We start from the raw sequence: 26725 nt of genomic DNA on the forward strand, positions 1-26725 counted from the left end.
GACCAGGCCGATGCCTTTGCGATTGTGGTCCTCTCCTCTTATTTCTTGCACGCAGACACCGCCAAACAAAACGGGCGGCCCGAAGACCGCCCGCTCCATAAGCGGATAAACCTTGCGTCAGATCTGCGCGCCGCGCGCCTTGCTCGTCGCGTCGAAAGCTTTGTCGACATAGGCGTCGCGACCATAGACGTCGTCGAAATATTCCACCACGCCGTCCTTGTTCGGCCAGGCGGTGAAGTAGGAGACGTAAACTGGGATCTTCTGCGGCACCTTCACCGCATGGTTCTGCCCCGTGGCGATCTGCTTGGCGACGTCGTCGACCGTCGTGCCGAGTACCGCGGCTGCCATCGCGCGCGGATTGGACAGGCGCACGCAACCGTGGCTCAGAGCCCGCATGTCACGCTTGAAGAAGCTCTTCGACGGCGTGTCGTGCATATAGATCGCGTGGCTGTTCGGGAACAGGATCTTCAGTTCGCCGAGCGCATTGTCGCTGCTCGGCGGCTGGCGCACCGAAACATTGTCGGTCGAACCGTACCAGTCGACGCTAGATGAGGCGACGGCATGGCCATTCACCTCGACTTCATAGCCGAGCTGGTCGAGATAGTTCGGATCCGAGCGCAGCTTCGGCAGCATCTCGTTGATGATGATCGACTGCGGCACGCCCCAGAACGGATTGAACTCGACCGTCTCGATTTCGTCGTCGAAGAAATAGGTCTGGTTGTTCTTGCCGCCGACCACGACGCGCATGGACAGCTGTTCCTTGCCGTCATTGTGGTAGTAGGCCATGAAGGCCGGCTGATTGATCATCACGTAGCGGGAACCGAGATCCTCCGGCAGCCAGCGCGCCTGCTCCATGGCGACGACGAGCTTGTCGATTTTCGAGGCATTGGTATCGCCGCCTGTCATGGCGCGCACCGTCGCCTGGCCGATGACGCCATCGGCCTTCAGTCCACGCTCCTTCTGGAAATCCTCGACCAGCGAGACGATATCGGGCGAATAGTCGATGCTGCCTGCATAAGCAGCAAGCGTTGCCGCGTGATCCGTCTTCAGCGTTTCGGAACCGTGCTTGCCGATCGCCTTGACGATATTAGCGATCTCCGGCGAGCTTTCACCGGGCTTCAGCAGCTTGTCGAGCGAAACAACGATTCGCTCCTCATTGCCGCCGTCGGCGGCGCGAAGCTTGGCAAGCTCCGCCTTCAGCGTCTGGAATTGCGGGCTATCGGGCGATCGGTTGGCGATGTAGGCGCCGACATCGGGGCTCATGCGGGCAAGCTTCAGCACCGGCGCCAGATTGACCGCCTTGCGCTGGAAGTCGTGGTAGCCGGAGATCTTGTTCGGATCGATGCGGCCGCGCTCAGTGTCCTGCACGAAAGCCAGAACCTTGGCGGAGAGTTCGAGCTCGAACTGCGTCAGCGCCCGGTCGCGGAAGGCGGGATCGGGATTGGCCGGATCGATATCAGGCGTCTGGACGGCGTAATCCGCCGGGTCGAGACCGACGGAGGCTGCACCGGCAAGGGCCGCCATCGCGGCCTTTGCGCGTTCGTTGATCTGGTTGCCCTCGATCCAGACGAGCGGATTGCGGCTGTCGCTGTAATAGGCTTCGAGTGCCTTTGCGACGTCCGCATTGGCACGCACCTTGGCCTGCGCCAGGAAACGGCGCTGCACCGCGGGTTCGGCGTTGGCATCGCCGCTCGCCGAAACGTCGGCGACCGCGCCGGTGACGACGGGATCGGCGAACTTGCCGGTATCGACGAACTGCAGCGTTTCGGTTTTATAGGTGTAGTAACGCGGGCCGCTCACCTTCGGCAGCGGCGCTTCCGGATCGAGCCCGCCGAGCGAGCCGCCGACGGCGCCGCGCGGCACCGGACGGCCGGGCGCCTGATCCATAAAGATGGTGCTCTGGCTCCGCTGCCTGTCGCCGCGCAGCATATCCATCAGCGTATAAGCATGCGCGGGTACGGCACTCATCACTGCTAATCCGCAGGAAATTGCCAATGCGGATGCCGCGCTTTTCAAAACGAACGTCATATATCTTCCAGTCCCGGTCATGCTGTTCTCAGATCAAATCCCGCGAAACTCAAGCAGCGTAGGGCCTCATTGATCAGAAACCGGGCTGCGCCGCCAGCGCCGGCGGACTCAATTTTGTGTGACGGAGATCCTGCGCGGCGCCGCACAGCAGTTCACACAAAATTATGAAATTATTAGTTAATTTTTTACCGAATTTTCGCCGCCAGACCAGTGAGGCGAAAACGCCCGGACGCATAAAATTTTGAAAGTGGCCTAAAAGGCACGCCGCTGGACCGGCAAAAACATGACATAATCCCTCAATATTTAACGCGACATACGGTTTTCTTGTAGGTGTTTCCGACCTATAAGACCTCACCTGTCGAAGATGCCAGAAAATAGCATGTAAAGGGAAGGCAAAGCTCATGACCGCAACCCGCACCGAAACAGATACTTTTGGCCCCATCGACGTCGCCGCCGACCGATATTGGGGCGCCCAGGCCGAGCGTTCGCTCGGCAATTTCAAGATCGGCTGGGAAAAGCAGCCACTGTCGATCGTACGTGCGCTCGGCATCGTCAAACAGGCGGCGGCCCGTGCCAACATGTCGCTCGGCCAGCTCGATCCGGCCCTCAGCAAAGCCATTGTCGACGCCGCCCAGGAAGTGATCGACGGCAAGCTCGACGAACATTTTCCGCTGGTGGTCTGGCAGACCGGTTCGGGCACGCAATCCAACATGAATGCCAATGAGGTGATCTCCAATCGTGCCATAGAAATGCTCGGCGGCGTCATGGGTTCCAAGAAGCCGGTGCATCCGAACGATCACGTCAATATGAGCCAATCGTCGAACGACACCTATCCCACGGCGATGCACATCGCCTGCGCCGAACGGATCGCTCATCACCTTCTGCCGTCGCTGAAGCACCTGCATGCCGCCCTCGACATGAAAGTCACCGAATTCAGCCACATCATCAAGATCGGCCGCACTCACACCCAGGATGCGACGCCGCTGACGCTCGGCCAGGAATTTTCGGGTTACGCCGCCCAGGTCGGCTCCGCCATCAAGCGCATCGAGATGACGCTGCCCGGCCTCTGTGAACTCGCCCAGGGCGGTACCGCCGTCGGCACCGGCCTCAATGCGCCTGTTGGTTTTGCCGAAAAGGTCGCCCAGGAGATCGCCAATATAACAGGCATGCCCTTCGTCACCGCGCCGAACAAGTTCGAGGCGCTCGCCTCGCATGACAGCATGGTGTTCAGCCACGGCGCCATCAATGCCGCCGCCGCCGCTCTCTTCAAGATCGCCAACGATATCCGCCTGCTCGGCTCCGGCCCGCGCTCCGGCCTCGGCGAGCTGGCGCTGCCGGAAAACGAACCCGGCTCCTCGATCATGCCCGGCAAGGTCAACCCGACCCAGTGCGAGGCGATGACGCAGGTCTGCATCCACATCTTCGGCAACAATGCGGCACTCACCTTCGCCGACAGCCAGGGCCATTTCGAGCTCAACGTCTACAATCCGATGATGGCCTATAATTTCCTGCAGTCGGTGCAGCTGCTCGCCGACGCCGCCGTCTCCTTCACCGACAATTGCGTCGTCGGCATCGAGGCGCGCGAGGACAACATCAAGGCCGGCCTCGAACGCTCGCTGATGCTGGTGACAGCACTCGCCCCGAAGATCGGCTACGACGCAGCCGCCAAGATCGCCAAGACCGCGCACAAGAACGGTACGACGCTGAAAGAAGAGGCGCTCGCCAGCGGGTTGGTGACGTCGGAAGAGTATGACGCGATCGTGCGGCCGGAAACGATGATCGGGCCGAAGTAGGAAGGTCGCATAGGCCACAGCCCCTCATCCGGCTGCCGCCACCAACCGGGGTCGAGCCACAGGTCTCGACCCGTCTTTCGGCCCCCCGCTCGCGGGGAGAAGGTGATATGCCGCAACGCCTCGACTCCCTCCAGCCTATAGCAAGGCAAACAGCGAAAAATTGTCCATCACGACAGAATTGCCCATGAAGTCGAAACGGATTTCTTCGATGTCTTCGAGATTGACCTCGAGATTGGGGCCGGTGACCTCAAGCTCCTGTTGATAGACGATCTGGCCATCGTTCAGGGCGGTGAGCGTCAGGTGAAAGGGCGCTGCCGACAATTCGGCAATCGAAACGCTCTGAAAGGTGAATTCCCCGCCATCGAGCATTTTCAAGCTTACGGGCGCAGAACCGGGCGATAGGACCGTATCGCTGAAACCGTCCTCGGTGATGGCGTCGACGCCCGGGATGGTATCATAGACATACCCGTTCAGAAGCGTCAGGTCGTGGCTGCCGTTCACCGAAAGTGCAAAGTTGCGGTAGTCAGGCAGAGAGAAATTATCCGCCCTCGAGGTGACGCCCATGTCGTCGAAATCCAGGACTTCGTGGTATTTTTCGCCTACGTCGACGCCGTCGATCGCAAGGGTCAGCACGCCGACGTCCGTGCCCCCTGAGCCATCGGACATCTTGAAGCTCAGCGTCTCGATGAGCTGATCGTATTTCCCTAAATTTTTCACGACGTCGAGCGTGTAGTCCAACTCATATTCGAAGTGGCCGTCTGGCTTCACTCTGAAGGTTCCGTACTCGCCCTTGATGATCGTTTCATGGTCAGGTCCATGTTTGGCGTCGATACGCACGCCATTGACGAAGCGAGCATACATGTTCGCTCCCTCGGGATCGCTGGACAGACGCAGCAGATTCCCGCGGATCCAATTGTCTTCGAAAAAAACGAGAAGGTCGTCGACAGCAGTTGGCTTTGCATTTGTCATTGGAAGCCCCGGCAGGTTAACGCTGCCGGGAATATGAACTGGCCTCGACCGGAAGGCAACTTTGAGTCGTCTTTTATCGAGGCTCGTGCCGATTTCGCTATTTCGCCTCATCCGCCGCACGTGCCGCACCAGCTGCGAAAGCACATGCGACCATGGTCTCAACCGGCCGAACTCCGGCCGCATCCCGATTGCATTTGCCCCGCGCCGGATTTAGACCGGTTCCAATCTAGCGACGCACGCCCAGCAGAAAGGTCACTTCGATGGCTGACGATCTCTTCCCCCTCGGCAAGGATGCCACCCCTTACCGCAAGATCAGCGGCGACCATGTCTCGGTCGATACGTTCAAGGGCCAGGAGATCCTGACCGTCGAGCCGGAGGGCATTCGCCTGCTCGCCGAAACCGCCTTTGCCGACATCAACCATCTCCTGCGCCCCGGCCATCTGAAGCAGCTCGCCTCGATCCTCGACGACCCCGAAGCGACCGACAATGACCGCTTCGTTGCCTACGACCTGTTGAAGAACGCCAATATCGCTGCCGGCGGCGTGCTGCCCATGTGCCAGGATACCGGCACGGCGATCATCATGGGCAAGAAGGGCCGCAGGGTCTGGACCGAAGGCGGGGATTCGGCCGCCCTCGCCCGCGGTGTCATGGATGCCTATGAGAAGAAGAACCTGCGTTATTCGCAGCTGGCGCCGATCAAGATGTTCGAAGAGAAGAACACCAAGAACAATCTGCCGGCCCAGATCGACATCTATGAGGAAGGCACCGACGCCTATGAATTCCTCTTCGTCGCCAAGGGCGGCGGCTCGGCCAACAAGACCTTCCTCTTCCAGGGCACGCCCTCGCTTCTGACCCACGACCGGATGATCGACTTCCTCAAGGAGAAGATCCTGACGTTAGGGACGGCAGCCTGTCCCCCCTATCATCTGGCGATCGTCATCGGCGGCACCTCCGCCGAGATGAACCTCAAAACCGTCAAGCTCGCTTCGACCCGCTATCTCGACGAGCTGCCGACCGAGGGCTCGGACAGCGGCCACGCCTTCCGCGACATCGAGATGGAGAAGGAAATCCACAAGCTGACGCAACAGATGGGCGTCGGCGCCCAGTTCGGCGGCAAGTATTTCTGTCATGACGTCCGGGTCATCCGCCTGCCCCGCCACGGCGCTTCGCTGCCGATCGGCCTCGGCGTCTCCTGTTCCGCCGACCGCCAGGCCAAGGGCCGCATCACCCGCGACGGCATCTTCATCGAGCAGCTGGAAACCGATCCGTCGAAATACATGCCCGAGATCGATGAAGCGAAACTGTCGGAATCGACGGTGCGCATCGATCTCAACCGGCCGATGACGGACGTGCTCGCCGAGCTTTCCAGGCATCCCGTCAAGACGCGCCTGTCGCTGTCAGGCACCATCATCGTCGCCCGCGACCTGGCGCACGCCAAGATCCGCGAGCGGCTGGAAAAGGGCGAAGGCATGCCCGATTACCTCAAGAACCACCCGGTCTATTACGCCGGCCCCGCCAAGACGCCGGCCGGTTACGCCTCCGGCTCCTTCGGCCCGACGACGGCCGGGCGCATGGACAGCTATGTCGACCAGTTCCAATCCTTCGGCGGCTCGATGGTGATGCTCGCCAAGGGCAACCGCTCGCGCGCCGTGCGCGAGGCCTGCAAGAAGCATGGCGGCTTCTACCTCGGCTCGATCGGCGGCCCCGCCGCCCGCCTCGCCCAGGACTGTATCCGCAAGGTCGAAGTGTTCGAATATCCCGAACTCGGCATGGAAGCCGTTTGGAAGATCGACGTCGAAGACTTCCCCGCCTTCATCGTCATCGACGACAAGGGCAATGACTTTTTCCAGGAACTGAATCTGGGGTGATTGGTGGCTGCTTGCTCCCTCTTCTCCCCAGCGGGGAGGGTCCGAAGGACGGGTCGAGACCCGCGGCTCGACCCAGGTCGGTGGCCCGCAGGGTCGGATGAAGGGGGCCGCACGGCACAACGACGCCAAGTGGCAACCGCACCAACCAAGCCACCCCTCCGCAGCCGGTCCCTACCGTATCGCCCCGTCCACGATATCCGCAGCATTCACCACATCCCCGTCATCCACCCTCGCCAGGATCTCCGTGCGGAAAGCTCCGGCGAAGACGCCGGTATGTTCCAGCAGCAAGGCACTTAAGGCCATGACGGCGACGGCGAGGATGGCAAAGGAAATATGACGCGGCGTTTTCATGATCTCACGGCTGATTTTGCAGGCTGTGATCGGGTCCCGCCGCCAGGAAATATCGTTGCAAAATACCCGTTCTGAAATACCAGGCGGCCAAAACCAACTGTCGACAAGATGAATATGATCCCCGGCGCAGACAAGAACTGTAAGTTTTTCAGACACCGCTCCCGCGTAACGAGCATGCACTGTCCCGCCAAAGATACGTTTTTCCGTGGAGAATCATAGGTCTGCCTGAGGTATTGGCCTATGGTGCAGTTGTCGTATGTAATCTTTGGTATATGTCGCTTTAATCTTTTCCCAAGAAATTTAAGCTACCAAATGGAATATTGCCTTTGAATATATGAGGAGTATCGCCGGATGAATACGGCTGTCGCGCCCAAGGTGCAGGTTCCCGACGTAGCGGGACAGATCACCTATGCCATGCGCTCGATGGGCGTTGCGCCGATACCCCGCAATTACGAACTGTTCTACGAGGCCTACATCGGCTCCAATCCGGCGCTCACTCGGGAACTTGCAGCCCTCGGCGCTCAGGTGACGCAGGCCGAACTCGACGCGCTCGGCGCGAAATATTTCACCAACAGCCCGGTCCGCGTCTTCGACGACGCCCATTCGCGCATATCAGGCGAGCTGGATGGCCTGTTGCGGATCCTGCGACAGGAGCAAAGCTCGCTGGAAAGCTATACAAGGCTGCTCGGCGAGACTCATAAGCGCATCACCTCCAAGAGCAATGCCAGCGTCGAATTGATCGAAAACGCCATCGAACTTTTGAGCCAGGCGACCGGCGACACCATGGCGCATGGCGAACGCACTGTCGAGGATGTCGTCCAACGCTCGCAGGAGATGGACCAGGTCCGCAAGGAACTCGACGAATACAAGCGTATCGCCAATACCGATTCGCTGACGCGCCTTTCCAACCGGCGCGCCTTCGACGAGCGCCTCGCCGCCGTCTTCAACAATCCCGGCATGCGGCCGGTGACGGCGCTGTTGCTCGCCGACATCGACAATTTCAAGAAGATCAACGACACCTACGGCCATCCGGTCGGCGACAAGATCCTTGCCACCGTCGCCTCCGTCATCCGCAGCAACGTCCGACGCGACGTCTTCGTCGCCCGCGCCGGTGGCGAGGAATTTGCTCTCATCATCGACGGCAATACATCAGAGGAAATCACGGCGATCGCCGAACGCATCCGCCGGACGCTGGAAACGACCCCGTTCAAGAATTCCCGCACGCGGGTGAACTACGGCCCGATTACCGTCTCGATCGGCATCTGCATGGCTTCCAGCGCCGAGGATGCAGGGGAACTCTACAGCAAGACCGACATCGCCCTTTACGGCGCTAAGAATGCCGGCCGCAACTGCACCATCCTCTATCAGGACGGCATGCAGAAGGATTTCACCAAGAGCTGGCTGATTTATAAGACCTGAGCGTAATCGGTCGCAGGCAGCGAGTTTGCCTTGAGCCTGGGATCCAGCCCCTGCTGATGGACGCCGCGTGGATGCTCGGCTCAAGGCCGAGCATGCGGGGTGGCGGAAGGAGCCGATCATGGCGCAGACACTCATGTCGGGAATACTATCCGCCAGCGAAACCGCAATGTCGGCCATCGGCTGAACTGACTTGATGAGGGAGGAGAGGTGGACGGCCACCTCTCAACATCACACCCTCTACCACATCGTCTTTGCCGCCCGCCCCGGCCATTCCCGATCATAAGTCTCCTCGTCGAAATCCCCCACTGCCGCCTTCAGCATCTGCCCCGGGGTCGGCAGTTTGGCCGGATCGGCGAAGTGTTCTCCATTCCAGAGCTCGGCCCGCATCACGGCGCGCGCGCACTGGAAATAGACCTCGTCGATCGAAATGACGACGACGGTGCGCGGATGTTTGCCGTCCATCACGAAGCTCGAAAGCAGCGCCTCGTCATCGGAGACGACGCCGCGGCCATTGATGCGCATCGTCGTGTTCGAGCCGGGGATCAGGAACATCAGCGCAAGCCTCGGATCGCGCACGATGTTGGAAAGCGAATCGACGCGGTTATTGCCGCGCCAGTCCGGCAGATGCAGCGTCTCGTCATCGACGACGCGCACCACGCCGCCGAGATCGCCGCGCGGCGAACAGTCGAGACCTTCCGGCCCGACGGTCGCCAGCGCCGCGAAGGGCGAGATCTCGATCATCTCACGATAGAGCGGCGTCAGCCGCTGCGTCACCTTGCTGACGGAGGCCGGTGACAGCCCGGCGCCATAGATCGTGTTGAGCTCTTCAATACTGCTGATGATTTTCATGAAGCGTCCCGCCGCGGCTGATATCCGGGCGGACGCTACAATGCCGCGCGCCTCGCCGGAAGCTCAAAAAGTGGAATGATCTCCGCATCTTTTTTGATGCGTTCGTCGTTGGCGTCACCCTCTTCCAGAAACGCCGTGATCGCGGCAAAGACAGGGGCAGCACTCACGATGCGCCGGTGGCCGAAGCCATTGGCCCAGAGAAGCCGCACACTCTCGCCCGCAGCAGCATAGCGCCTGGCATGGAGAGGCGGCACCTCCTTGTCGTCCTCGGCATGGATGACGAGCACCGGCCGGCCGATCGCACCCGCCGCCTCGCCGGCATTGAAATCCTCAAGTCTCCGCCCGGCGACAAGATGGACTACATTTTCCAACGCCGCTTGCGCCGCAGGGCGAAGGCCGATCATCCGGCCGAAATCGGTAAACAGCCAGCGCATCTCGCTCGGCGCGCCGATCAGTGCAAGTCTCCTGACCGTGACGGGTGCCGCGTCGGGCAGCATGCCCGCCGCCGAGACCATCAGCGCCGCACCGCCGAAGGAATGGCCGATCGCCGCATCGAATGCGCCGAACCGCGCCTCGGCCGCCGCGATGGTTTCCACCGCAAGCCCCATATGCAGGAAGCGCCCGCCCGAGCGGCCGTGGCCGGGAAAATCGAGCGCCACGACCTCCGCCCCCGTTGCCGCCAGCATCGAAACGAGATCGGCCATATAGTCGGCGCTCGAGCCCCAGCCATGCGTCACCAGATAGCGCTTGCGCCTGCCCCTCGCCCCGCCGTTCAGCCGGGTGGCATGCGCCTTGCGTCCCCCGGCAAGCGTCAGCGTGAAGCGCTCGGCATGGGCAAGCCGGGCTGCACCCGCAGCAAGTGCGGCCTTCGCCTTCTCTCCCTTCGGCCGTGCCGATGGCGTCCGGCAGAACAGCCGGAATGCCGCCCTGCCCGCCAGTTCAGGCGAAACCGCCTGCAGAGCCGAGAATCCGAGGCGGGTGACCTTGAGCGCGAAATTTGCCATAGTGGGAATCCAAAAATCTGTTCAACACTGAACAATAAAGTGCAACGATGAACAAAAATCAATCCCTTCCCTGGGATCATCCGCGTTTTCGCAGCTGGATCGCGGTGGCGCGCGCCTGCCAGCTGATGCAGCAATCACTCGCCCGGTCGCTCGCCGATCTCGACATCAAGCCGCCGCATCTCGATATCCTGGTCAATCTTTACCGCTTCGAAGGCATCTCGCAGCAGGAGCTGGCGCGCAAGCTGCTGGTCGGCCGCTCCAATATGAGCATGCTGCTGCCGCAGATGGAAAAGCGCGGCCTGATCGAACGGCGCAGCGACGAGCGGGATAAGCGCGTGCTGCGCCTCCATCTCAGTCCCGAGGGCCGCAAGCTGACCGAGGCGGCCATGGCTATCCAGACCGACCTCATCGAACGCACGCTGTCCGAAGAGCCGATCGAACAATGCATGGCAACTGCCCAATCGATGGAGCGCTTGATTACCGTGCTGCTGAGAGATTTGCGCGACGATTGAGACTGGAGCTATCTTCGAGGCCTGCAGCACACAAGCGGGGGTGGCGACGATGCCGGCATGGGATGACAAACTTGCAATAAGCGAGCTTCTTCAGAACTGGGCGGTCTGGCGGGATGCCGGTAACTGGGAACGTTTCCAGACCGTATGGCACGACGATGCCTGGATGATGGCGACCTGGTTCCAGGGGCCGGCGACGGAGTTTATCCGTGTCAGCAGGGAGGGCTGGAACAAAAGCGTCAGCATCCTCCATTTTCTCGGAGGCAGTTCGATCGACATCAGAGCGCACCGGGCGATAGCTCAGACCAAGATGACGATCTCACAGCGGGCATCGGTTCACGGTTGCCCTTGCGACGTGGTTTGCACCGGGCGCTTCTATGATTTCCTCGAAAAGAGAAATGGCCGCTGGGCAATCGTCATCCGGCAGCCGATCTATGAGAAAGACAGGATCGATCCTCTTTCGCCCGCTGATATACCCGAGATCGACCGGGAGATGCTGCAGGCATTTCCCGAAGGATATCGGCATCTCGCCTATATATAGGAACAGATCGGCTATCGCGTAAAGCGCGACATGCCGGGTCTCAAGGGCAAGCAGGTGGAAGCTCTCTATGAGCGCGGCAATCGCTGGCTGGAAGGGCTTGCCGTTACGCCGCAGGAGTTTCTGTCTGATACATGATCTTTAGCGACGCCGACTCTCTAATGCAGCGCCGGTCCCGCCTCTGTACCAGTCAGCGAGCGATATTCCCAAGCCGCGACGACGATCAGCACCAGCGTTGCCAGCACGCCCATCAGATAGACCTCGATGAACGGCGCAACGAAGGCAAGCAGGAGCAGCAGTACGAGGCCGGCGAGATGCGAGAGCGGCAGCTGGCCGCTGGTTGCGCCCTTGAACCAGAGATTGCCGAGCAGGAACAGGCCGGAACCGCCGAGCACCGCCGCGGCGATGCCGAGATCGCCCGTCTCATGCGGATGCGAGAACATGAACTCGACGGCGACCGCATGGACGATGATGCCGGCCAGGATGGGAATATGCCCATAGGTGAAGGCCTGCCGCGCCAAGCTCCCCGGCGTCTCTTCATGTTCGATGCGGTGGGCGGCGCGGCCGTGGCCGAAGCGGAAATACAGCCACCACATGGCGACCGTGCCGATGAAGGCGGTGACGAAGACGATGCTGGTCAGCCCCGAAAACGGCAGCTCGGAAAAGGTGCGACCGGAAACGAGGATCGCTTCGCCGAGGCAGATGATGACGAAGAGCGCGCAGCGCTCGGCCATGTGTGCGCCGGAAACATCCCAGTCGCTTGGCCTCGAGCGGCCGAGCCCCGGCACGGCAAAACCCGCGGCCGGCCCGATATATTCGATTGCGAGCGCGATCACCCAGGCGATCAGCCGGGCTTCGTGCTCGAGCAGCCCGCCGGCGATCCAGAAGACGCCTGCCGCCACGAGCCAGGCGGTGATGCGGACGAAATTCAAGGTGTTGGCGCGGTCGACGCGGGTCATCGCATAGGTCGTGAACAGCGAGCGCCCGACCTGCATCGCCACGTAGGCGCCGGCAAACAGCAGCCCCTTGTCGCCGAAGGCCTCAGGAATGGAGGCAGACAACAGCAACCCGAGCATCATCAGCGCCACCAGCATGCCGCGCACCGGCATTTTCTCGGGATCGAGCCAGTTCGTCACCCAGGTGGTGAAGATCCACACCCACCAGACGGCGAAGGTCATCAGCGCCGCCTCGGCCGCGCCAAGCGGCGTGTAGTGGGCGGCGAGCGCATGCGAAAGCTGCGAGATGGAAAAGACGAAAACCAGGTCGAAGAACAGTTCGAGGAAGCTTACCTTGCTGCCGCCAGCGCTGCCCTTGGCGCGCAGCCAGTTCTTTCCGTTCGTCTTCGCCATATGGCCCCCCGATAGCTGGAATTATGCGTCGATTGAAAATGATAGCGACGATCAGCTGACCGTCAGCGCGGCTTTTCCGCTGTGTCGCGGTTCATGCCCTTTTCCCTCAGTTCATCCTCATAGGCCGAAAACAGCTCAGCGCCCCGTTCGCCGAGTTCGCGCAGATAGGTCCAGGTGTAGATACCGGTGTCGTGCATGTCGTCGAAGCCGATGCGGACGGCATAATTGCCGGTCGGCATCATCGAGATGATCGCGACATTGCGTTTGCCCGGTACCGTCACTTTCTGCCCCGGTCCGTGGCCCTGCACCTCGGCCGAGGGCGACAGCACGCGCAGGAGTTCGGCAGACAGGTCGAAACTCTGACCGTCGTTGAAGGTCACCGCCAGCCGCTGCCGGTCTTTCGAAACGCGGAGTTCGCTCGGCCAGATATCGCTCATCATTTTGTCCTCTTCTCATGCGAGGAGTAGGCGTTGATCTTTTTCAGCGCAAGCTGAAATTGGCATGCGCGTATGGGCTGTTTCCCTTGACGCGACAATAGCATATGCCCACATTGACTGGAGTACGGAGATACAGGTGAACAGCAGAGTTGGAACGATAGGCGATGCATCGCCGCTGGCGGCGGATGCGCACCCCATGATCGACCCTTTCGGGCGGGCGGTCACCTATCTCCGCGTCTCCGTCACCGACCGCTGCGATTTCCGCTGCACCTATTGCATGGCGGAGAATATGACCTTCCTGCCGAAGAAGGATCTGTTGACGCTGGAAGAGCTCGACCGGCTCTGTTCCGCCTTCATCGCCAAGGGTGTCAGCAAGATCAGGCTGACCGGCGGCGAGCCCTTGGTGCGCAAGAACATCATGTATCTGGTGCGCCAGCTCGGCCAGAAGATCGGCTCCGGCCTCGACGAATTGACGCTGACGACCAACGGTTCGCAGCTTTCACGCCATGCCGAGGAGCTCTATGATTGCGGCGTGCGCCGGATCAACGTCTCGCTGGATACGCTCGACCCCGACAAATTCCGCAAGATCACCCGCTGGGGTGATTTCGCCAAGGTCATGGAAGGCATCGACGCGGCGCAGAAAGCCGGGCTGAAAATTAAGCTCAACGCCGTGGCGCTGAAGGATTTCAACGATGCCGAGATGCCGGAGCTTCTGCGCTTCGCCCATGGCCGCGGCATGGATTTGACCGTTATCGAAACCATGCCGATGGGCGAGATCGAAGAAGACCGCACGGATCAATACCTGCCGCTCTCCGAGCTTCGCGCCGATCTGGAGAAGCAGTTCACGCTGACTGATATCGACTACCACACCGGCGGCCCGGCGCGTTATGCCAGGGTCGAAGAAACCGGCGGCCGCCTCGGCTTCATCACGCCGATGACCCATAATTTCTGCGAAAGCTGCAACCGCGTCCGCCTCACCTGCACCGGTACGCTCTATATGTGCCTCGGCCAGAACGACGCCGCTGACCTGCGCGCGGCCCTGCGCGCCACCGAAGACGACGCCCTCCTCCACGCCGCCATCGACGAAGCCATCACCCGCAAACCCAAAGGCCACGATTTCATCATCGACCGCACGCATAACAGGCCGGCGGTGGCCAGGCATATGAGTGTTACGGGTGGGTGAGAAGCGGTCCCGCACAGCGGGAGCAATCGATCCAGTGAATCGATTGCAGCTTCGAACGCCCTGAGCCCCGCGAAGGGCCGGGATACGGTGCGGCTTGCTCCCTCTTCTCTCCCCAGCGGGGAGAAGATGCCCTTCAGGGCAGATGAGGGGGTGAGCGGCAACGCCGCGAATGCACTGAGCGTAAGCGAAGGGCAACAATGGATGGTGTGCCGTGCGGCCCCCTCATCCGACCCTGCGGGGCCACCTTCTCCCCGCTGGGGAGAAGGGGAAACCCCATCACCCAGGCTTACGCGCAAAAATCGCAAACCGATCCTGCACCAACCGCTCGAGCCCACGCAGAAACGGCATCTTCCGAGCTTGCGCCCAATGGATGTCACTAAGCTTCCGGTCGACAACAATATCCGTAAAGCCCGCCTTACGCAGAAGATCGACAACCGCTTCGGCCGGCATCTCCTTGGCGAAATGCACGCGTGAGCGGATCTTCTGGTGCCGCGCCATCATTTCAGGCGACATGTGGCTCGCCGCCGGCCTGCCGGTCAGCTTCGTCCAAAACTTCTGCAGGTCCTTGACCCAGGTTTCCCTGCCCATATTGCCGTCGACGATCAGCACCTTGCCGCCCGGCTTCAGCACGGAAAACCATTCCTTGAAGGCAGACGCCGGGTCCACCAGCGTCCAGACGAGATGCCGGTTGGTGATGGCGTCGTAGCTGTTCTTGGGCTCCATGGTGTTTTCGGCATCGCCGGAAACGAAGCGGATATCGGTGCCGCGCTTCTTCGCCTTGGCGCGCGCCTGCGCCAGCATCGCATCCGACCAGTCGAGGCCGGTGACTGCAAAGCCGGCATCATGCATCAGATGCGAAATGACGGCCGTGCCGCAGGCGAGATCGAGGGCCGCGCGTCCCTGCCCTTCGCCGAGATGTTTTCTGATCAGCCGCTGCCAGCCTTTGCGCTCGGCTTCCGAAAAGATTTCATGGCCGACGCTCTGGTCGAAGGTCGCTGCCCTTTCCGACCAGAAGTCGCGAATTTCGTCGCGGATGGAGTAGTTCGTATTCATAGAATTCATCTTGGGCATCCCGGCTTTGGATCACTTTGGAAAAGCTCTAAAACATAAAACTTGATTCACAAAGTCATATTTCATATGGCTGCGGACATTATTCAGACATCGGGGGAATTTCCAGATGAATTTCGTGAAAATGCTCGCAGTCTCCGCGGCTGCGATTGCCGCCCTCATGCCGCTTTCGGCATGGGCGCAGTCCTTCACCATCAAGGATGTGGCGGGCCGTGAAGTGACCTTCGACAAGCCGGTCGAACGTGTGATCCTTGGGGAAGGCCGCATGCTCTACGCTGTCGCCCCGATCGAGAAGGAAGATCCCTTCGCCAAGATCGTCGGCTGGCGCAACGATCTATGGACCACCGACAAGGATGGCTTCAACGTCTATGTCGAGAAGTTTCCGAAGGGCAAGGACCTGCCCTTCCTCGGCAACCTGACCGATGGCACGCTGCAGACTGAGACGGTCGTCAAGCTGCATCCCGACGTGCTGCTGCTGCCGATCGGCAACAAGACGGCGGCCGACGAGGTGAAGCTCGAAGAGATGCTCGCCGGCATCGGCGTGAAGATCGTCTATATCGATTTCCGCGAGCACATTCTCGCCAACACCGAACCGAGCCTGGAGATACTCGGCAAGCTCTTCGGCCATGAGGATCGCGCCGAAGCGGTCGCTGCCTTCTGGAAAGAGCAGATGGCGCGCGTCACCGACAGACTAAAGGCCGCCAATCCGCCCAAGCCCAATGTCTTCATGTACCGCGCCGCCGGTCTCGTGGAATGCTGCGGCACCTTCGGTCCCGATAATTTCGGCCTGATGGTCGATTGGGCCGGCGGCCACAATCTCGGCTCCGATTTCCTGCCCGGCTACACCGGCTCCATCAACGCCGAGCAGGTCGTCGCCTCCAATCCTGAGGTCGTCGTCGTCACCGGTTCCAACTGGAGCCAGACCAAGAACGCCAAGGATTATGTGAATGTCGGCCCGAACGCCGCCGCGACCCTCGATGACAGCCGCAAGGTCCTGAACACGCTGATGGAAAACCCGGCCTTCACCGGCTCCAAGGCAGTTGCCGGCGGCAATGTCCACGCGATCTGGCACCAGTTCTACACCAGCCCCTACCAGTTCGTCGCCGTCCAGCAGCTGGCCAAATGGTTCCACCCGAACCTCTTTGCCGATCTGGATCCCGATGCCACCTTCAGGGAATTCCACGAGAAATTCCTGCCAGTCGCCTATCAGCCGGGTTACTGGGTCGACGCCAAGGCCGGTCAGTAATCGGGATGGCCGAGATCGCCGCACGATCGATCGAAGTGGAAGCCGGGAGAGAGCGCTACCGCGCGCTTGCCCGGCGCAAGCTTCTGATCCTGTTTGCCATGACGGCAGCGCTTTGTCTGTCCTTCGCCGTCGATCTCGCCTGGGGGCCGGCCCGCTATAATCTCGGCGAGGTCGTCTCCGCCCTCCTCGACCCCTCCTCCGTTTCGGATCAGATCCGCGCCGTCGTCTGGGGCATCCGCATGCCTGTCGCCGGGATGGCGATCGTCGTCGGCGCCTCGCTCTCCGTTGCCGGCGCGCAGATGCAGACGATTCTCGCCAATCCGCTCGCCAGCCCCTTCACGCTCGGCATTTCGGCGGCGGCAAGCTTCGGCGCGGCGCTGGCGATCGTCACCAGCGTTCCGCTTCTGCCTGTCGCGGCCGGGCTGCTGGTGCCGGTCAACGCCTTCGTCATGGCGCTGATCGCCACCCTCTTCATCCATTTCATCTCGCAGGCCCGCGGCGTCTCGGTGCAGACAGTGGTGCTGCTCGGCATTGCCCTGGTCTTCACCTTCAATGCGGCTCTCGCCTTCCTGCAATATCTGGCCTCCGAACAGGCGCTGTCGGCCGTGGTCTTCTGGACGATGGGCAGCCTCACCAAGGCCACCTGGCCGAAGATCTGGGTGACGCTTGCCGTTCTGCTGGCAGCACTGCCGCTCTTTGCCCGCAATGCCTGGGCGCTGACCGCGATCCGCCTCGGCGAAGACAAGGCCGCCAGCTTCGGCGTCAATGTCCGCCGCATCCGGCTGGAGACCATGCTCGTCGTCTCGCTGCTTGCCGCCGTCCCCGTCAGCTTCGTCGGCACGATCGGCTTCGTCGGTCTCGTCGGGCCGCATATCGCGCGCATGATCCTCGGCGAGGATCAGCGTTTCTTCTTGCCGGGTTCGATCCTGTCGGGCGCGCTGCTGCTGTCGCTAACCTCGATTGTCTCGAAATCGATCATCCCCGGCGTCGTCTTTCCGATCGGCATCATCACCGCGCTGGTCGGCGTACCCTTCTTCTTCTCGCTCATCCTCTCGAACAGGAGCCGGTCATGGTAGCGCTTCAGTTGCAGTCGGTCGGCGCCTATCACGGCCGCAAGCTCTTCGTCGAAGACGTGACGACACCTGTCATGACCTCAGGTGAGGTCGTGGCGGTGATCGGTCCGAACGCCGCCGGCAAGTCGACGCTTTTCAAGCGCATCACCGGCCTGCTCAAGGGGCCGGGCCATGTCGTCGTCGAAGGCTCGAAGACGAAAAACGCCATCAGCTACATGCCGCAGGATATCTCGGCCAATGCGGTGCTGACGGTCTACGAATCAATCCTGCTCGCCCGCAAGCAGGGCCAGTCCTGGGTCGTCGGCGACAGCGATCTGCGATTCATCGACCAGATCATGGCAGCGCTCGATATCACGGCCATTGCCTTCCGCGATCTCGGCGCGCTGTCCGGCGGCCAGCGCCAGCTCGTCTCGATCGCCCAGGCGCTGGTCCGCGAGCCGGAGATCATGCTGATGGACGAACCCACAAGCGCGCTCGACCTGCACCGCCAGGTCGAGGTTCTCGATTTTATGCGCCGCCAGGCCCGCGCCAAGGGCATGCTCGTCCTCATCGCCATCCACGACCTCAACCAGGCGCTCCGCTTCGCCGACAAAGTCCTCGTCATCGCCAACGGCCGCATGCGCGCCTGCGGCACCCCAAGGGACGTCGTCACCGCCGAGATGCTGCGGGAAATCTACAGGGTCGAGGCGCGGGTGGAGAAATGCTCGATGGACCATGATCACGTGATTGTGGATGGAACGGCGCATTGAGGTTGGCAGGGCCAACGTGAAAGAAGCGCATCTTGAAGCGCCATGCCCAAGAGAACCTTATCCCGAGGTACCGACACCCGAGAGAGCCTCATCCTGAAGTGCGCAGCCCAGATGGCGGAGCCTCGAAGGACGAGGCGGGGGCTCCACCCTGCCCCGTCAGTCGATCAATCGCTGCGCGGTAAACTTGTCCGTAACCAGCATGTCGATGACCCCCACGCGGAGCGCGCCGGCGATGGCTTCGGTCTTTTTGGATCCGCCGGCAAGCGCAATAACCCGGTCCACCCGTTCGAGATCCTCAAGCGGAAGGCCTATGACCCGGTCATCCAGGGGTGTCTTGACCGGCTTGCCGTTTTTATCGAAGAAGCGAAGCGAGATATCACCGACGGCTCCCGCTTCCGCGAGATCGGACAGTTCGCGAGATGAAAAGATGTTGCCGGAGCGTGCCAGAAGTTCGGACGGTTCGACGGCGCCGATTCCGACGATCGCAAGCGTTATGCTGCCGAACAGGTCCATCGTCTCGCGGACGAACGGGTCGGCCTGCATCAGAAGTTTTGCCTCTCTGGACGACGTAACGCCTTGCACAGGCAGCAGCTTCGGCTCGGCGCCAGTCAACCGCGCAAGTCGCGTGGTCAGCTGCGTCGCATGCGTCTGCACGGAAGGATCGCCCATGCCGCCAAGGGTCTGGACGACGTATTTCACCTGAGCGCTCTTCTGAGGATGAATGTTCTCGACCATCTTGAAAATGGTCTGGCTCCAGCTCGAAACGCCGATGATCTCCCCTGGCGCAAGCGTCACCTCCAGGAGATGAGCCGCGGCCTCTCCGATACGGGCCATGATGGCTCCGTCCCGATCTTCCGTGCACTCGACGACGATCGCCTCCGGCAGATCGTATTTCTCGCGAAGCGCGCCCTCGAGCTCGCTGTAGGTGCCGACGGGAGGGATCACGCTGGTTCGCACGATATCTTCAGCCTCGGCACGCTTGAGCATGCGCGACACCGTCGCCTGCGACAGGCGAAGATGCTGGGCGATATCCGCCTGTCGCCGTCCCTCCATATGGTACATCTGGGCGACCCTTGAAATGAGGCGGAGTTCGTTGAGGCGAGTCATCGCTAATCCCAGAGTGAATTTTTATTCACCTTTAGCCGTTGTTTCGCGGGACGTCGAGCGGGCGAGCGCATCATTCCAGGTATCGAGAAGGACCGCGCGATCCACGGGTTGCGGCTCGATGGTTTGCGTGTTTCGCGGCAGCTCCGCGACATCGAGATCGCTCCACAAGCCGAGTGACAGCCCCGCCAGATAAGCAGCGCCCAAAGCCGACGCCTCGGGTGCTTCGCATTGGATCACCGGATGGTCGATGAGGTTGGCGACACACTGCATCAGGAAGCGGTTCTGGCTTGGTCCGCCGTCCACATAGAGTGCGCCGAGCGCGCCGCCGCTCTGCGTCCGCATGGCCGCGATCACGTCATGCACCTGGAAGGCGATGGAGTCGGTTACCGACCGAGCCATTTGCGCACGTGTCGTGTTGAAGTTGATCTGAGAGAACAGGGCACGGGCGTCGGAGTTCCAATAGGGTGCGCCCAGTCCCACGAATGCCGGCACGAAGCCGGGTCCGCCCGGCTCGGCGCTCGCCGCAAGTTCGACAAGGGCCGCCACATCCGCAAGGCCGAGAATATCAGCCATCCAGGGAAGACTGGCGGCGCAGACGAGAATATTGCCTTCGAAAGCGAAAGTCGGTCTTCCCCCGATACGCCAGGCGATGGTGGTTGTGACGCCGTTGCGCGGGGGAATGAATCGCGCAAGCGTCGTCATGACAGAGGAGCCGGTTCCGAAGGTCACCTTGCCGTCGCCCGGCTTGAATGCTCCGTGACCGAACAGGGCGGCATGGCTGTCTCCGATCGCGGCCATGATGGGAGTGCCATCAGGCACTCCCGGCAATCCCAGCGTTCTGCCGAAATCGGCAGAACTGTCGAGCACCTCGGGCAGCAGCGCGATATCGACGCCGAAAATCTCGCCGAGCTCCTCGCTCCATCTCTGCTCCCGGAGATCGAACAACTGGCTCCTGGCGGCATTGGAAGCATCGCAGGCATGCCGGCGCCCGCCCGTCAGGCAGTGGACGAGCCAGCTGTCGATCGTTCCCAGCCGCACCGATCGCCCGGCCGGAATACGGTCGAGCAGCCATCGGAATTTCGAACCCGGGAACATCGGATCCAATGGCAGGCCCGTCAGCGCTTGCACCCGGTCAAGGTGGCCTTCGGCTATGAGAGCTTCGCAATCCGGTGCCGTCCGGCGGCACTGCCAGCTTACCACCGGCCCGAGCGCCTCTCCCGTGTCGGCATCCCAGGCCGTGACGGACTCGCGCTGGTTGGAAATGGCCACGGCCTCGATAACCACATCGGGGCCGGCTTTCAGGCAGGCGTCGACCGCTTCGCAGACCGATGCGTAGAGCCGGCGTGGGTCTTGTTCGACCCAGCCCGGCTTCGGATAGGAGATGCCGACAGGAGCCGAACCTCTGCCGACGATCTCTCCCTTTTCGGAAACGAGAACTGCCTTTGAATTGGTCGTGCCCTGGTCGATTGCCAGAATTGCCCGCATTCCATCCTCCTCAGATCGGTGCCGGCCGGGACGGCGAAAAAGCGTCCCGGCTGGTCACGCGATCCCAGTTACTTGCGCCTGATCAGCGACTCCGCCGCGTCGGCAATTGCGGACGGCGCCATCCCGAATTCATCGAGCAGGAACTCTGCCGAACCGGTCGGAGCGTAGACGCCGGGAACGCCGAGACGTTTCATCGGGACCGGAGCATTGTCGACCACCACTTCGGCGACCGCGGAGCCGAGCCCGCCGAAGATCGAATGTTCTTCGGCCGTGACGATCGCTCCGGTTTCCTTCGCCGCGGCGATGATAGCCTCCTCGTCGATCGGACGCACCGTTGCAAGGTTGAGCACTCTGGCATCGATGCCGCGGCCTGCGAGGATTTCGGCAGCCTTCAAAATTCGATGAGTCAAAGTGCCGTTGGCGATAAGGGTGACTTGGGAACCCTGGCGAAGGAGATTTGCCTTGCCAAGTTCGAACTTATGGCCTTCCGGAAGGAGGTCGGGCACCCCTACCCGCGACAGACGCAGGAAACAGGGCCCGTCATAGGTCGCTGCCCAGGCAACAGCGGCAGCGGTTTCGATGCGGTCACAAGGTGCAATCACCGGCAGATTGGGCAGGACCCGCGTCCAGGCGAAGTCTTCGATCGAGTGATGGGTCGGACCGAGTTCGCCATAGGCCATTCCGGAAGAAATGCCGACCAGTTTGACGTTGGCATTCGAATAGGAAATATCGGCCTTGATCTGCTCCAGGGACCGCCCCGTCAGAAACGGAGCAGCGGCGCACACGAATGGAAGACGTCCGCCGTTGGCAAGGCCTGCTCCAACGCCGACCATGTTCTGCTCGGCGATGCCGACGTTTACGAGGCGATCCGGAAATTTCGACTTGAAGCCGCCGAGCTTGGAGGAACCGACCGAGTCGTTGCAGACTGCAACGATCGTTTCGTTTTCAGCAGCCAGCCGCTCAAGCGTGGCAGCGAATGCATCGCGGCAATCGTAAAGCTTGGGTGGGTTTATTGGCGCGTTCATTACAGGGCCTCCGACAATTCTGCCAATGCGATTTCGTATTGTTCCTTGCTCGGTACCTTGTGGTGCCAGTCGACCCGGTCCTGCATGAACGAGATTCCATGGCCCTTGTTGGTATGGGCAACGATGCAATGTGGTCTTGCCCCCCGGCGTTCGAGAGCGGGAACGACTTCGCTCATATTGTTCCCGTTGATTTCGGTGACCTCCCAATCGAACGCCTCCAGCTTCGGACGCAGCGGCGCGAGATCATTGGTTTCGGCCAGCGCCGCGCCCTGCTGGAACCTGTTGTGGTCGATGACCAGCGTCAAATTGTCGAGCTTGAACTGGGCGGCCGCCATGATCGCTTCCCAGTTGGAACCCTCCTGCATCTCACCGTCCCCGGTGACGACATAGGTGTGATATTTCGCGCCTGAGAGCTTGGCGGCTTTCGCCATTCCTATGGCGACCGGAAGACCGTGACCGAGCGGCCCGGTATTCGTTTCGACGCCCGGAACCTTGTTGCAATTTGGATGCCCGTTCAGCCTCGAATACGGCTGCAAAAAGGTGGAAATCTCCTCCTCCGGGATAAAGCCACGTTTGGCGAGCGTCACATACAGAGCGCATGCCGTATGTCCCTTTGAAAGAACGAACCTGTCGCGGCCTGGATGTTTGGGCTGATCCGGCCAGACATTCAGCACCCTGAAATAGAGCGCCGTCAAAATGTCGATGACCGACATTTCCCCGCCAATATGGCCGGCGCCCGCTTCGAAGACCGCCTGAAGATCGCGCAATCGGATTTCGCGGGCGATGCGCTCAAGTTCTGTCGTATCCATGAGTTCCTCTTGCATAAATATTCATTCATCAATATTTTTGCACAAGAAGCCGATTAGTCAAGCCCTTAAGCGAGCCTGACGGCAGCTGACGCCAGAGCAAATCCTATTGACAGCCGGAAAGCAAGTTGTTAATGAATTTTCCAGCAGGTGTGAATATTTATTCCCTCCTGAACGAATATCGGATACAAGCCTACGCAGAGGGAGGAGCAATGGTGGCGCTCGATATCAATGAACACAGGCTTTCCTCCGGTGCGTGGTTGAGCAAGCTCAAGGGAGCGACCGGTCCACTCGTGGGACTGCTCGTGCTGTGCGTCTTTCTGAGCTTCAGCACAGACACGTTTCTTTCGGTTCGAAACGGCCTCAACATCCTCGACCAGATCACTGTTCTCGGCATCATGGCCGTGGGAATGACGTTCGTCATCCTCATCGGCGGCATCGATCTCTCTGTCGGCTCGGCACTTGCCCTGGCGATGATGGTCATGGGCTGGACCGCCAATGTCGCCGGCCTGCCGCTGCCTGTCGGCATCGCCTTTGCGCTGATCGCCTCGGCGGTATCAGGCCTGATCGTCGGACTTCTGGTGACGCAGTTCAGGGTTCCAGCCTTTATTGCCACGCTTGCAATGATGTCTGCAGCTCGCGGCGTTGCAAACATGATCACGGACGGCCAGCAGATCGTCGGATTCCCCGACTGGTTCATGATGCTGGCGATCGATCGCCATTTCGGCGTCATGACAGCCACGGTGTTTCTGATGCTTGCGGTTGTTCTCGCGGCCTGGCTTTTCCTGCACTTCCGATCCGAAGGGCGCATGCTCTATGCGGTGGGCGGAAACTCCGAAGTCGCGCGCCTGGCCGGCATCAACGTCCCGCTCGTGACGATCGGCGTCTATGTCATGAGTGCCGTTCTTGCGGGACTTGCCGGCGTCGTGCTCGCCGCCCGACTGGATTCCGTCCAGCCATCCAGTGGCCTGGGTTATGAACTGGACACCATCGCCGCGGTCGTCATCGGCGGGACTTCGCTCTCCGGCGGCGCGGGCGGCATCGGGGGAACGCTGATCGGCGTTCTGATCATCGGTGTGCTTCGCAACGGCCTCAACCTTCTCAACGTCTCACCGTTTCTTCAGCAGGTGATCATCGGCATCGTCATCGTGCTCGCGGTCGGCGCGGAGACCATTCGTCGGCGTCGCGCCTGACGAGCGGGGTCCGCCGTGTTGGCGGACCCGGAATTCCGCCCCAGAATGTTGGGGCGGATCAATACCCCGAGGGGGAGGACATACCCGAGGGTTCCATCAAACAACGGAGGAAATACAATGAAAATAGCGCGCACCATGCTCGCGTCTGCTGCACTGCTCGGCCTCATGCTCGGCCCCGTACACGCGGCGGAACTGAAGAAGCTCGGCTTGGCCGTTGCCAACCTTCAGGCAAACTTCTTCAACCAGATCAAGCAATCGGTCGAAGCCGAAGCCAAGAAGCGCGGCATCGAAGTCATCACGGTTGACGCCAAGGGCGACGGCCCGACACAGGTCAACCAGATCCAGGACCTCCTGACTCAGAAAATCGACGCGCTGATCTACATTCCGGCAGGTGCGGCGGCTGCGACCGTTCCGGTCAAACTCGCGAAGAGCGCTGGTATTCCGGTCGTCAACGTTGACCGCAACGCCGAGGGAGCGCCCGGCGATACCTTCCTTGCAACGGATTCCGTCGCCTCTGCCAAGGCGGTGTGCGACTACATCCTGAAGGAAGCCGGCGGCAAGGGAAAGATGGTCATCATCCACGGCCAGAAGGGCACGACGCCGGAGGTCGATCGCTCGAAGGGCTGTGCTGAATCTCTGAAAGCATATCCTGATGTCAAGGTTGTCGCCGAGCAGTTCTCGAACATCTGGAGCCAGGACGAAGGCTTCCAGATCATGCAGAATATGCTGCAGGCAAATCCGGACGTTTCGATCGTGTTCGCCCAGGCCGACGGTCTCGCCCTTGGCGCCGCCCAGGCGATCAAGGTCGCCAATCCATCGCAGAAGATCGTGGTTGGTGGTTTCGATGGCGACACCGCAGCTCTCGAAGCCCTCAGCAAGGGCGTCTTCAACGTAACTGCGACCCAGCAGACACAGAAAATGGGCCGCGATGCGGTTGAAAATGCCGCCAAGCTTGTCGCCGGAGAAAAGGTGCCGCCGGTCCAGCTCATGGATGCCACGTTGACGACCAAGGAAAACGTCGCAGGCTTCATCGCCAACCATCCGTAACGCATCGGCCCGAAAATCGGAATCGATTTTCGGAAAGCACGATGCGTAGATTCAAAGCGTTAGAGCGTCCTTTGTGCGTCCAAACGGACGCACGGCGCTCTAATAAGTCGAGGTCTTGAGGAGGTGTGCCATGACTGACCCGGTTCTTTCCCTGAGGGGCATATCCAAGTGGTATGGGCCGCTCCAGGTTCTGAAGAATGTCAGCTTGGACGTCTATCCGGGCGAAGTGGTTGCACTTCTCGGTGAAAACGGAGCGGGCAAGTCGACGCTATCGGGCATCATCGCCGGGTCCCGCACACCGTCCGAAGGATCAATGACATGGCTGGGGCAGCCTTATGCCCCGGCCACCCCTAGGGAAGCGATCGACAAGGGCGTCGTCCTGATCCACCAGGAACTGCAGCTTCTGCCGCAGCTGTCGATCGCGGAAAACGTCTTCATCGGACGCTGGCCGATGAAGAACGGTGTCGTCGACCGTGCCCAAATGGTTCGCCGGGCCCAGGACCAGCTCGCGCGATTGAACCTTCACATACCCGCAACGCGAACGGTCGCCGGCCTTTCGACAGCAAATCAGCAGCTCATCGAGATCGCCAAGGCGCTGGCTCTCAACGCAAAGCTGCTGATCCTCGATGAGCCGACAGCCGCGCTTGGCGGCGCGGAGACGGAAGCTCTCTTCGAACAGGTGCGGAAGCTTCGCTCGGAGGGCGTCGGCATCGTCTACATCTCCCACCGCATGGAAGAGATCAAGCAGATCACCGACCGGATCGTCGTTCTTCGCGACGGTGAGCGCGTGCAGGAATTCTCAGACAGCGCGACCCCGGTGCGCACGATCGTCGAGAGCATGGTCGGACGCCCGCTTGACCGCTTGTTCCCCACCCTGCCCGTTCCGACAGACCGTCCGGTCCTTGAGGTATCCGGGCTGAGCTCGCCTGATAACGCGTTCCGTGACGTTAACTTCGAGGTGCGGGCCGGGGAAATTCTCGGGATTGCCGGATTGGTCGGCGCCGGCCGCACCGAACTGGTGCGCGCCATTTCGGGCGCGGACCCAATCAGTGCAGGTTCGATCAAGCTGGAAGGCGAAGAACTCAGGCTGCACGATCCGGCCGACGCGATCGCCAAGGGGATCGTGATGGTTCCGGAAGACCGCAAGGAGCAGGGCCTGATCGTCGGCCACCGGATCAGCGAGAACATTATCTACGCCAATCTCGACAAGCTGGGCGGGCGTTGGATTACGCCGCGCATCAAGCGCTCGTTTGCAGAAAAGGCAGTTGCCAAGTTCGGCGTAAAGGGCCGCGCAGAGCAATACGCCTCGGACCTTTCCGGCGGCAACCAGCAAAAGGTCGTGATCGCCAAGTGGCTTATGCGCGATCCCAAGGTCGTCGTGCTCGACGAACCGACGAGAGGCATCGACGTCGGCGCCCGGGCGGGCATCTACGACATCATCGTCAATCTTGCCAAACAGGGCGTGGCGGTCATCGTCGTAAGCTCGGACCTCGAGGAAGTTCTCGGAGTCTCCAATCGCATTCTCGTGCTTGCCCAAGGCAAGCAGGCGGGGATCCTCAATCGTGACCAGGCAAATGACGTTTCGGTCATGGAGCTAGCCACCATCTAAACAGACAGAGAAAGGAAGAG

General features: G+C 61.0%; 24 protein-coding genes and 1 pseudogene. 12 read left to right on the plus strand and 13 right to left on the minus strand.

Annotation, left to right across the window (positions count from 1 at the left end; translation table 11 throughout):
- Positions 1–117: 117 nt before the first annotated feature.
- Both QMO82_RS13100 and QMO82_RS13105 read right to left on the minus strand, forming a co-directional pair.
- Positions 118–2028, minus strand: coding sequence for a murein L,D-transpeptidase (locus tag QMO82_RS13100; RefSeq protein WP_183607115.1), 1911 nt, complete (start codon positions 2026–2028; stop codon positions 118–120).
- A gap of 73 nt (positions 2029–2101) precedes the next feature.
- On the minus strand, positions 2102–2431 hold the full coding sequence (locus QMO82_RS13105; protein WP_183607719.1) for a hypothetical protein: 330 nt from the start codon (positions 2429–2431) through the stop codon (positions 2102–2104).
- Between QMO82_RS13105 and fumC the strand changes: the two genes are divergently transcribed.
- A complete protein-coding gene (fumC, locus tag QMO82_RS13110; RefSeq protein WP_183607114.1) occupies positions 2430–3821 on the plus strand; it encodes a class II fumarate hydratase in 1392 nt (463 codons plus the stop codon). The genes QMO82_RS13105 and fumC overlap by 2 nt on opposite strands.
- A gap of 135 nt (positions 3822–3956) precedes the next feature.
- On the opposite strand, the gene QMO82_RS13115 is transcribed toward fumC, so the two are convergent.
- Positions 3957–4790 carry a VCBS domain-containing protein gene (locus QMO82_RS13115; protein ID WP_183607690.1) on the minus strand — a complete coding sequence of 278 codons (834 nt, stop codon included), beginning with the start codon at positions 4788–4790 and terminating at the stop codon, positions 3957–3959.
- A 260-nt stretch (positions 4791–5050) separates the two neighbouring features.
- Between QMO82_RS13115 and QMO82_RS13120 the strand changes: the two genes are divergently transcribed.
- Positions 5051–6658 (plus strand): fumarate hydratase, encoded by a 1608-nt coding sequence (locus QMO82_RS13120; protein WP_183607113.1) that lies wholly within the window; start codon positions 5051–5053, stop codon positions 6656–6658.
- Between the two features lie 171 nt (positions 6659–6829).
- On the opposite strand, the gene QMO82_RS13125 is transcribed toward QMO82_RS13120, so the two are convergent.
- Positions 6830–7009 (minus strand): hypothetical protein, encoded by a 180-nt coding sequence (locus QMO82_RS13125; RefSeq protein WP_183607689.1) that lies wholly within the window; start codon positions 7007–7009, stop codon positions 6830–6832.
- A gap of 351 nt (positions 7010–7360) precedes the next feature.
- Here QMO82_RS13125 and QMO82_RS13130 point away from each other — a divergent pair, with 351 nt between their 5' ends.
- Positions 7361–8428 (plus strand): GGDEF domain-containing protein, encoded by a 1068-nt coding sequence (locus QMO82_RS13130; RefSeq protein ID WP_183607112.1) that lies wholly within the window; start codon positions 7361–7363, stop codon positions 8426–8428.
- 237 nt (positions 8429–8665) lie between these two features.
- Here the strand turns inward: QMO82_RS13130 and QMO82_RS13135 are convergent, their stop codons facing one another.
- Together QMO82_RS13135 and QMO82_RS13140 are read right to left on the minus strand one after the other, a co-directional pair.
- Complete coding sequence (locus QMO82_RS13135; protein ID WP_183607111.1) at positions 8666–9277, minus strand: pyridoxamine 5'-phosphate oxidase family protein; 612 nt, start codon at positions 9275–9277, stop codon at positions 8666–8668.
- A gap of 35 nt (positions 9278–9312) precedes the next feature.
- Positions 9313–10281 (minus strand): alpha/beta hydrolase, encoded by a 969-nt coding sequence (locus tag QMO82_RS13140; RefSeq protein ID WP_183607110.1) that lies wholly within the window; start codon positions 10279–10281, stop codon positions 9313–9315.
- A 47-nt stretch (positions 10282–10328) separates the two neighbouring features.
- Here QMO82_RS13140 and QMO82_RS13145 point away from each other — a divergent pair, with 47 nt between their 5' ends.
- Together QMO82_RS13145 and QMO82_RS13150 are read left to right on the plus strand one after the other, a co-directional pair.
- Positions 10329–10793 carry a MarR family winged helix-turn-helix transcriptional regulator gene (locus QMO82_RS13145; RefSeq protein ID WP_183607109.1) on the plus strand — a complete coding sequence of 155 codons (465 nt, stop codon included), beginning with the start codon at positions 10329–10331 and terminating at the stop codon, positions 10791–10793.
- Positions 10794–10842: 49 nt separating this feature from the next.
- Positions 10843–11466: pseudogene (locus QMO82_RS13150) on the plus strand (nuclear transport factor 2 family protein).
- Between the two features lie 20 nt (positions 11467–11486).
- Here QMO82_RS13150 and QMO82_RS13155 read toward each other — a convergent pair.
- Together QMO82_RS13155 and QMO82_RS13160 are read right to left on the minus strand one after the other, a co-directional pair.
- Positions 11487–12677, minus strand: coding sequence for a low temperature requirement protein A (locus QMO82_RS13155; protein ID WP_183607108.1), 1191 nt, complete (start codon positions 12675–12677; stop codon positions 11487–11489).
- Positions 12678–12739: 62 nt separating this feature from the next.
- Complete coding sequence (locus QMO82_RS13160; protein WP_097619646.1) at positions 12740–13114, minus strand: gamma-butyrobetaine hydroxylase-like domain-containing protein; 375 nt, start codon at positions 13112–13114, stop codon at positions 12740–12742.
- Positions 13115–13250: 136 nt separating this feature from the next.
- On the opposite strand from QMO82_RS13160, the gene moaA reads away from it, so the two are divergent.
- A complete protein-coding gene (gene moaA, locus QMO82_RS13165) occupies positions 13251–14297 on the plus strand; it encodes a GTP 3',8-cyclase MoaA (protein ID WP_183607107.1) in 1047 nt (348 codons plus the stop codon).
- 276 nt (positions 14298–14573) lie between these two features.
- Here moaA and QMO82_RS13170 read toward each other — a convergent pair whose 3' ends face one another.
- Positions 14574–15359: a class I SAM-dependent methyltransferase gene (locus tag QMO82_RS13170; protein ID WP_183607106.1), complete on the minus strand. Its 786-nt coding sequence runs from the start codon at positions 15357–15359 to the stop codon at positions 14574–14576.
- Positions 15360–15474: 115 nt separating this feature from the next.
- On the opposite strand from QMO82_RS13170, the gene QMO82_RS13175 reads away from it, so the two are divergent.
- Genes QMO82_RS13175 through QMO82_RS13185 form a run of 3 tightly spaced genes read left to right on the plus strand, consistent with a single transcriptional unit; the run spans position 15475 to position 18433 of the window.
- Entirely contained in the window at positions 15475–16611 is a 1137-nt protein-coding gene (locus QMO82_RS13175; protein WP_183607105.1) for an ABC transporter substrate-binding protein, read from the plus strand.
- A gap of 5 nt (positions 16612–16616) precedes the next feature.
- Entirely contained in the window at positions 16617–17687 is a 1071-nt protein-coding gene (locus QMO82_RS13180; RefSeq protein WP_183607104.1) for an iron ABC transporter permease, read from the plus strand.
- Positions 17681–18433: an ABC transporter ATP-binding protein gene (locus tag QMO82_RS13185; protein ID WP_183607103.1), complete on the plus strand. Its 753-nt coding sequence runs from the start codon at positions 17681–17683 to the stop codon at positions 18431–18433. The genes QMO82_RS13180 and QMO82_RS13185 overlap by 7 nt, the downstream gene beginning before the upstream one ends.
- A 156-nt stretch (positions 18434–18589) precedes the next feature.
- On the opposite strand, the gene QMO82_RS13190 is transcribed toward QMO82_RS13185, so the two are convergent.
- The 4 genes from QMO82_RS13190 to QMO82_RS13205 all read right to left on the minus strand — a co-directional run bounded on the left by QMO82_RS13190 (position 18590) and on the right by QMO82_RS13205 (position 22859).
- Positions 18590–19540, minus strand: coding sequence for a sugar-binding transcriptional regulator (locus QMO82_RS13190; protein ID WP_183607102.1), 951 nt, complete (start codon positions 19538–19540; stop codon positions 18590–18592).
- A gap of 21 nt (positions 19541–19561) precedes the next feature.
- A complete protein-coding gene (locus tag QMO82_RS13195) occupies positions 19562–21025 on the minus strand; it encodes an FGGY family carbohydrate kinase (RefSeq protein ID WP_183607101.1) in 1464 nt (487 codons plus the stop codon).
- 68 nt (positions 21026–21093) lie between these two features.
- Positions 21094–22050, minus strand: a complete 957-nt coding sequence (locus QMO82_RS13200) for a transketolase family protein (RefSeq protein ID WP_183607100.1) — start codon at positions 22048–22050, stop codon at positions 21094–21096.
- On the minus strand, positions 22050–22859 hold the full coding sequence (locus QMO82_RS13205; protein WP_183607099.1) for a transketolase: 810 nt from the start codon (positions 22857–22859) through the stop codon (positions 22050–22052). The genes QMO82_RS13200 and QMO82_RS13205 overlap by 1 nt, the downstream gene beginning before the upstream one ends.
- A gap of 209 nt (positions 22860–23068) precedes the next feature.
- Here QMO82_RS13205 and QMO82_RS13210 point away from each other — a divergent pair, with 209 nt between their 5' ends.
- From QMO82_RS13210 to QMO82_RS13220, 3 genes are all read left to right on the plus strand, one after another.
- Positions 23069–24049, plus strand: a complete 981-nt coding sequence (locus QMO82_RS13210; RefSeq protein ID WP_097619495.1) for an ABC transporter permease — start codon at positions 23069–23071, stop codon at positions 24047–24049.
- Positions 24050–24166: 117 nt separating this feature from the next.
- A complete protein-coding gene (locus tag QMO82_RS13215) occupies positions 24167–25096 on the plus strand; it encodes a sugar ABC transporter substrate-binding protein (protein ID WP_003569108.1) in 930 nt (309 codons plus the stop codon).
- 130 nt (positions 25097–25226) lie between these two features.
- Positions 25227–26705 carry a sugar ABC transporter ATP-binding protein gene (locus QMO82_RS13220; RefSeq protein WP_183607098.1) on the plus strand — a complete coding sequence of 493 codons (1479 nt, stop codon included), beginning with the start codon at positions 25227–25229 and terminating at the stop codon, positions 26703–26705.
- Positions 26706–26725: the final 20 nt, after the last annotated feature.

Origin of the sequence: Rhizobium sp. BT04 (assembly GCF_030053135.1) — a bacterium.
Taxonomy (GTDB): domain Bacteria; phylum Pseudomonadota; class Alphaproteobacteria; order Rhizobiales; family Rhizobiaceae; genus Rhizobium; species Rhizobium binxianense.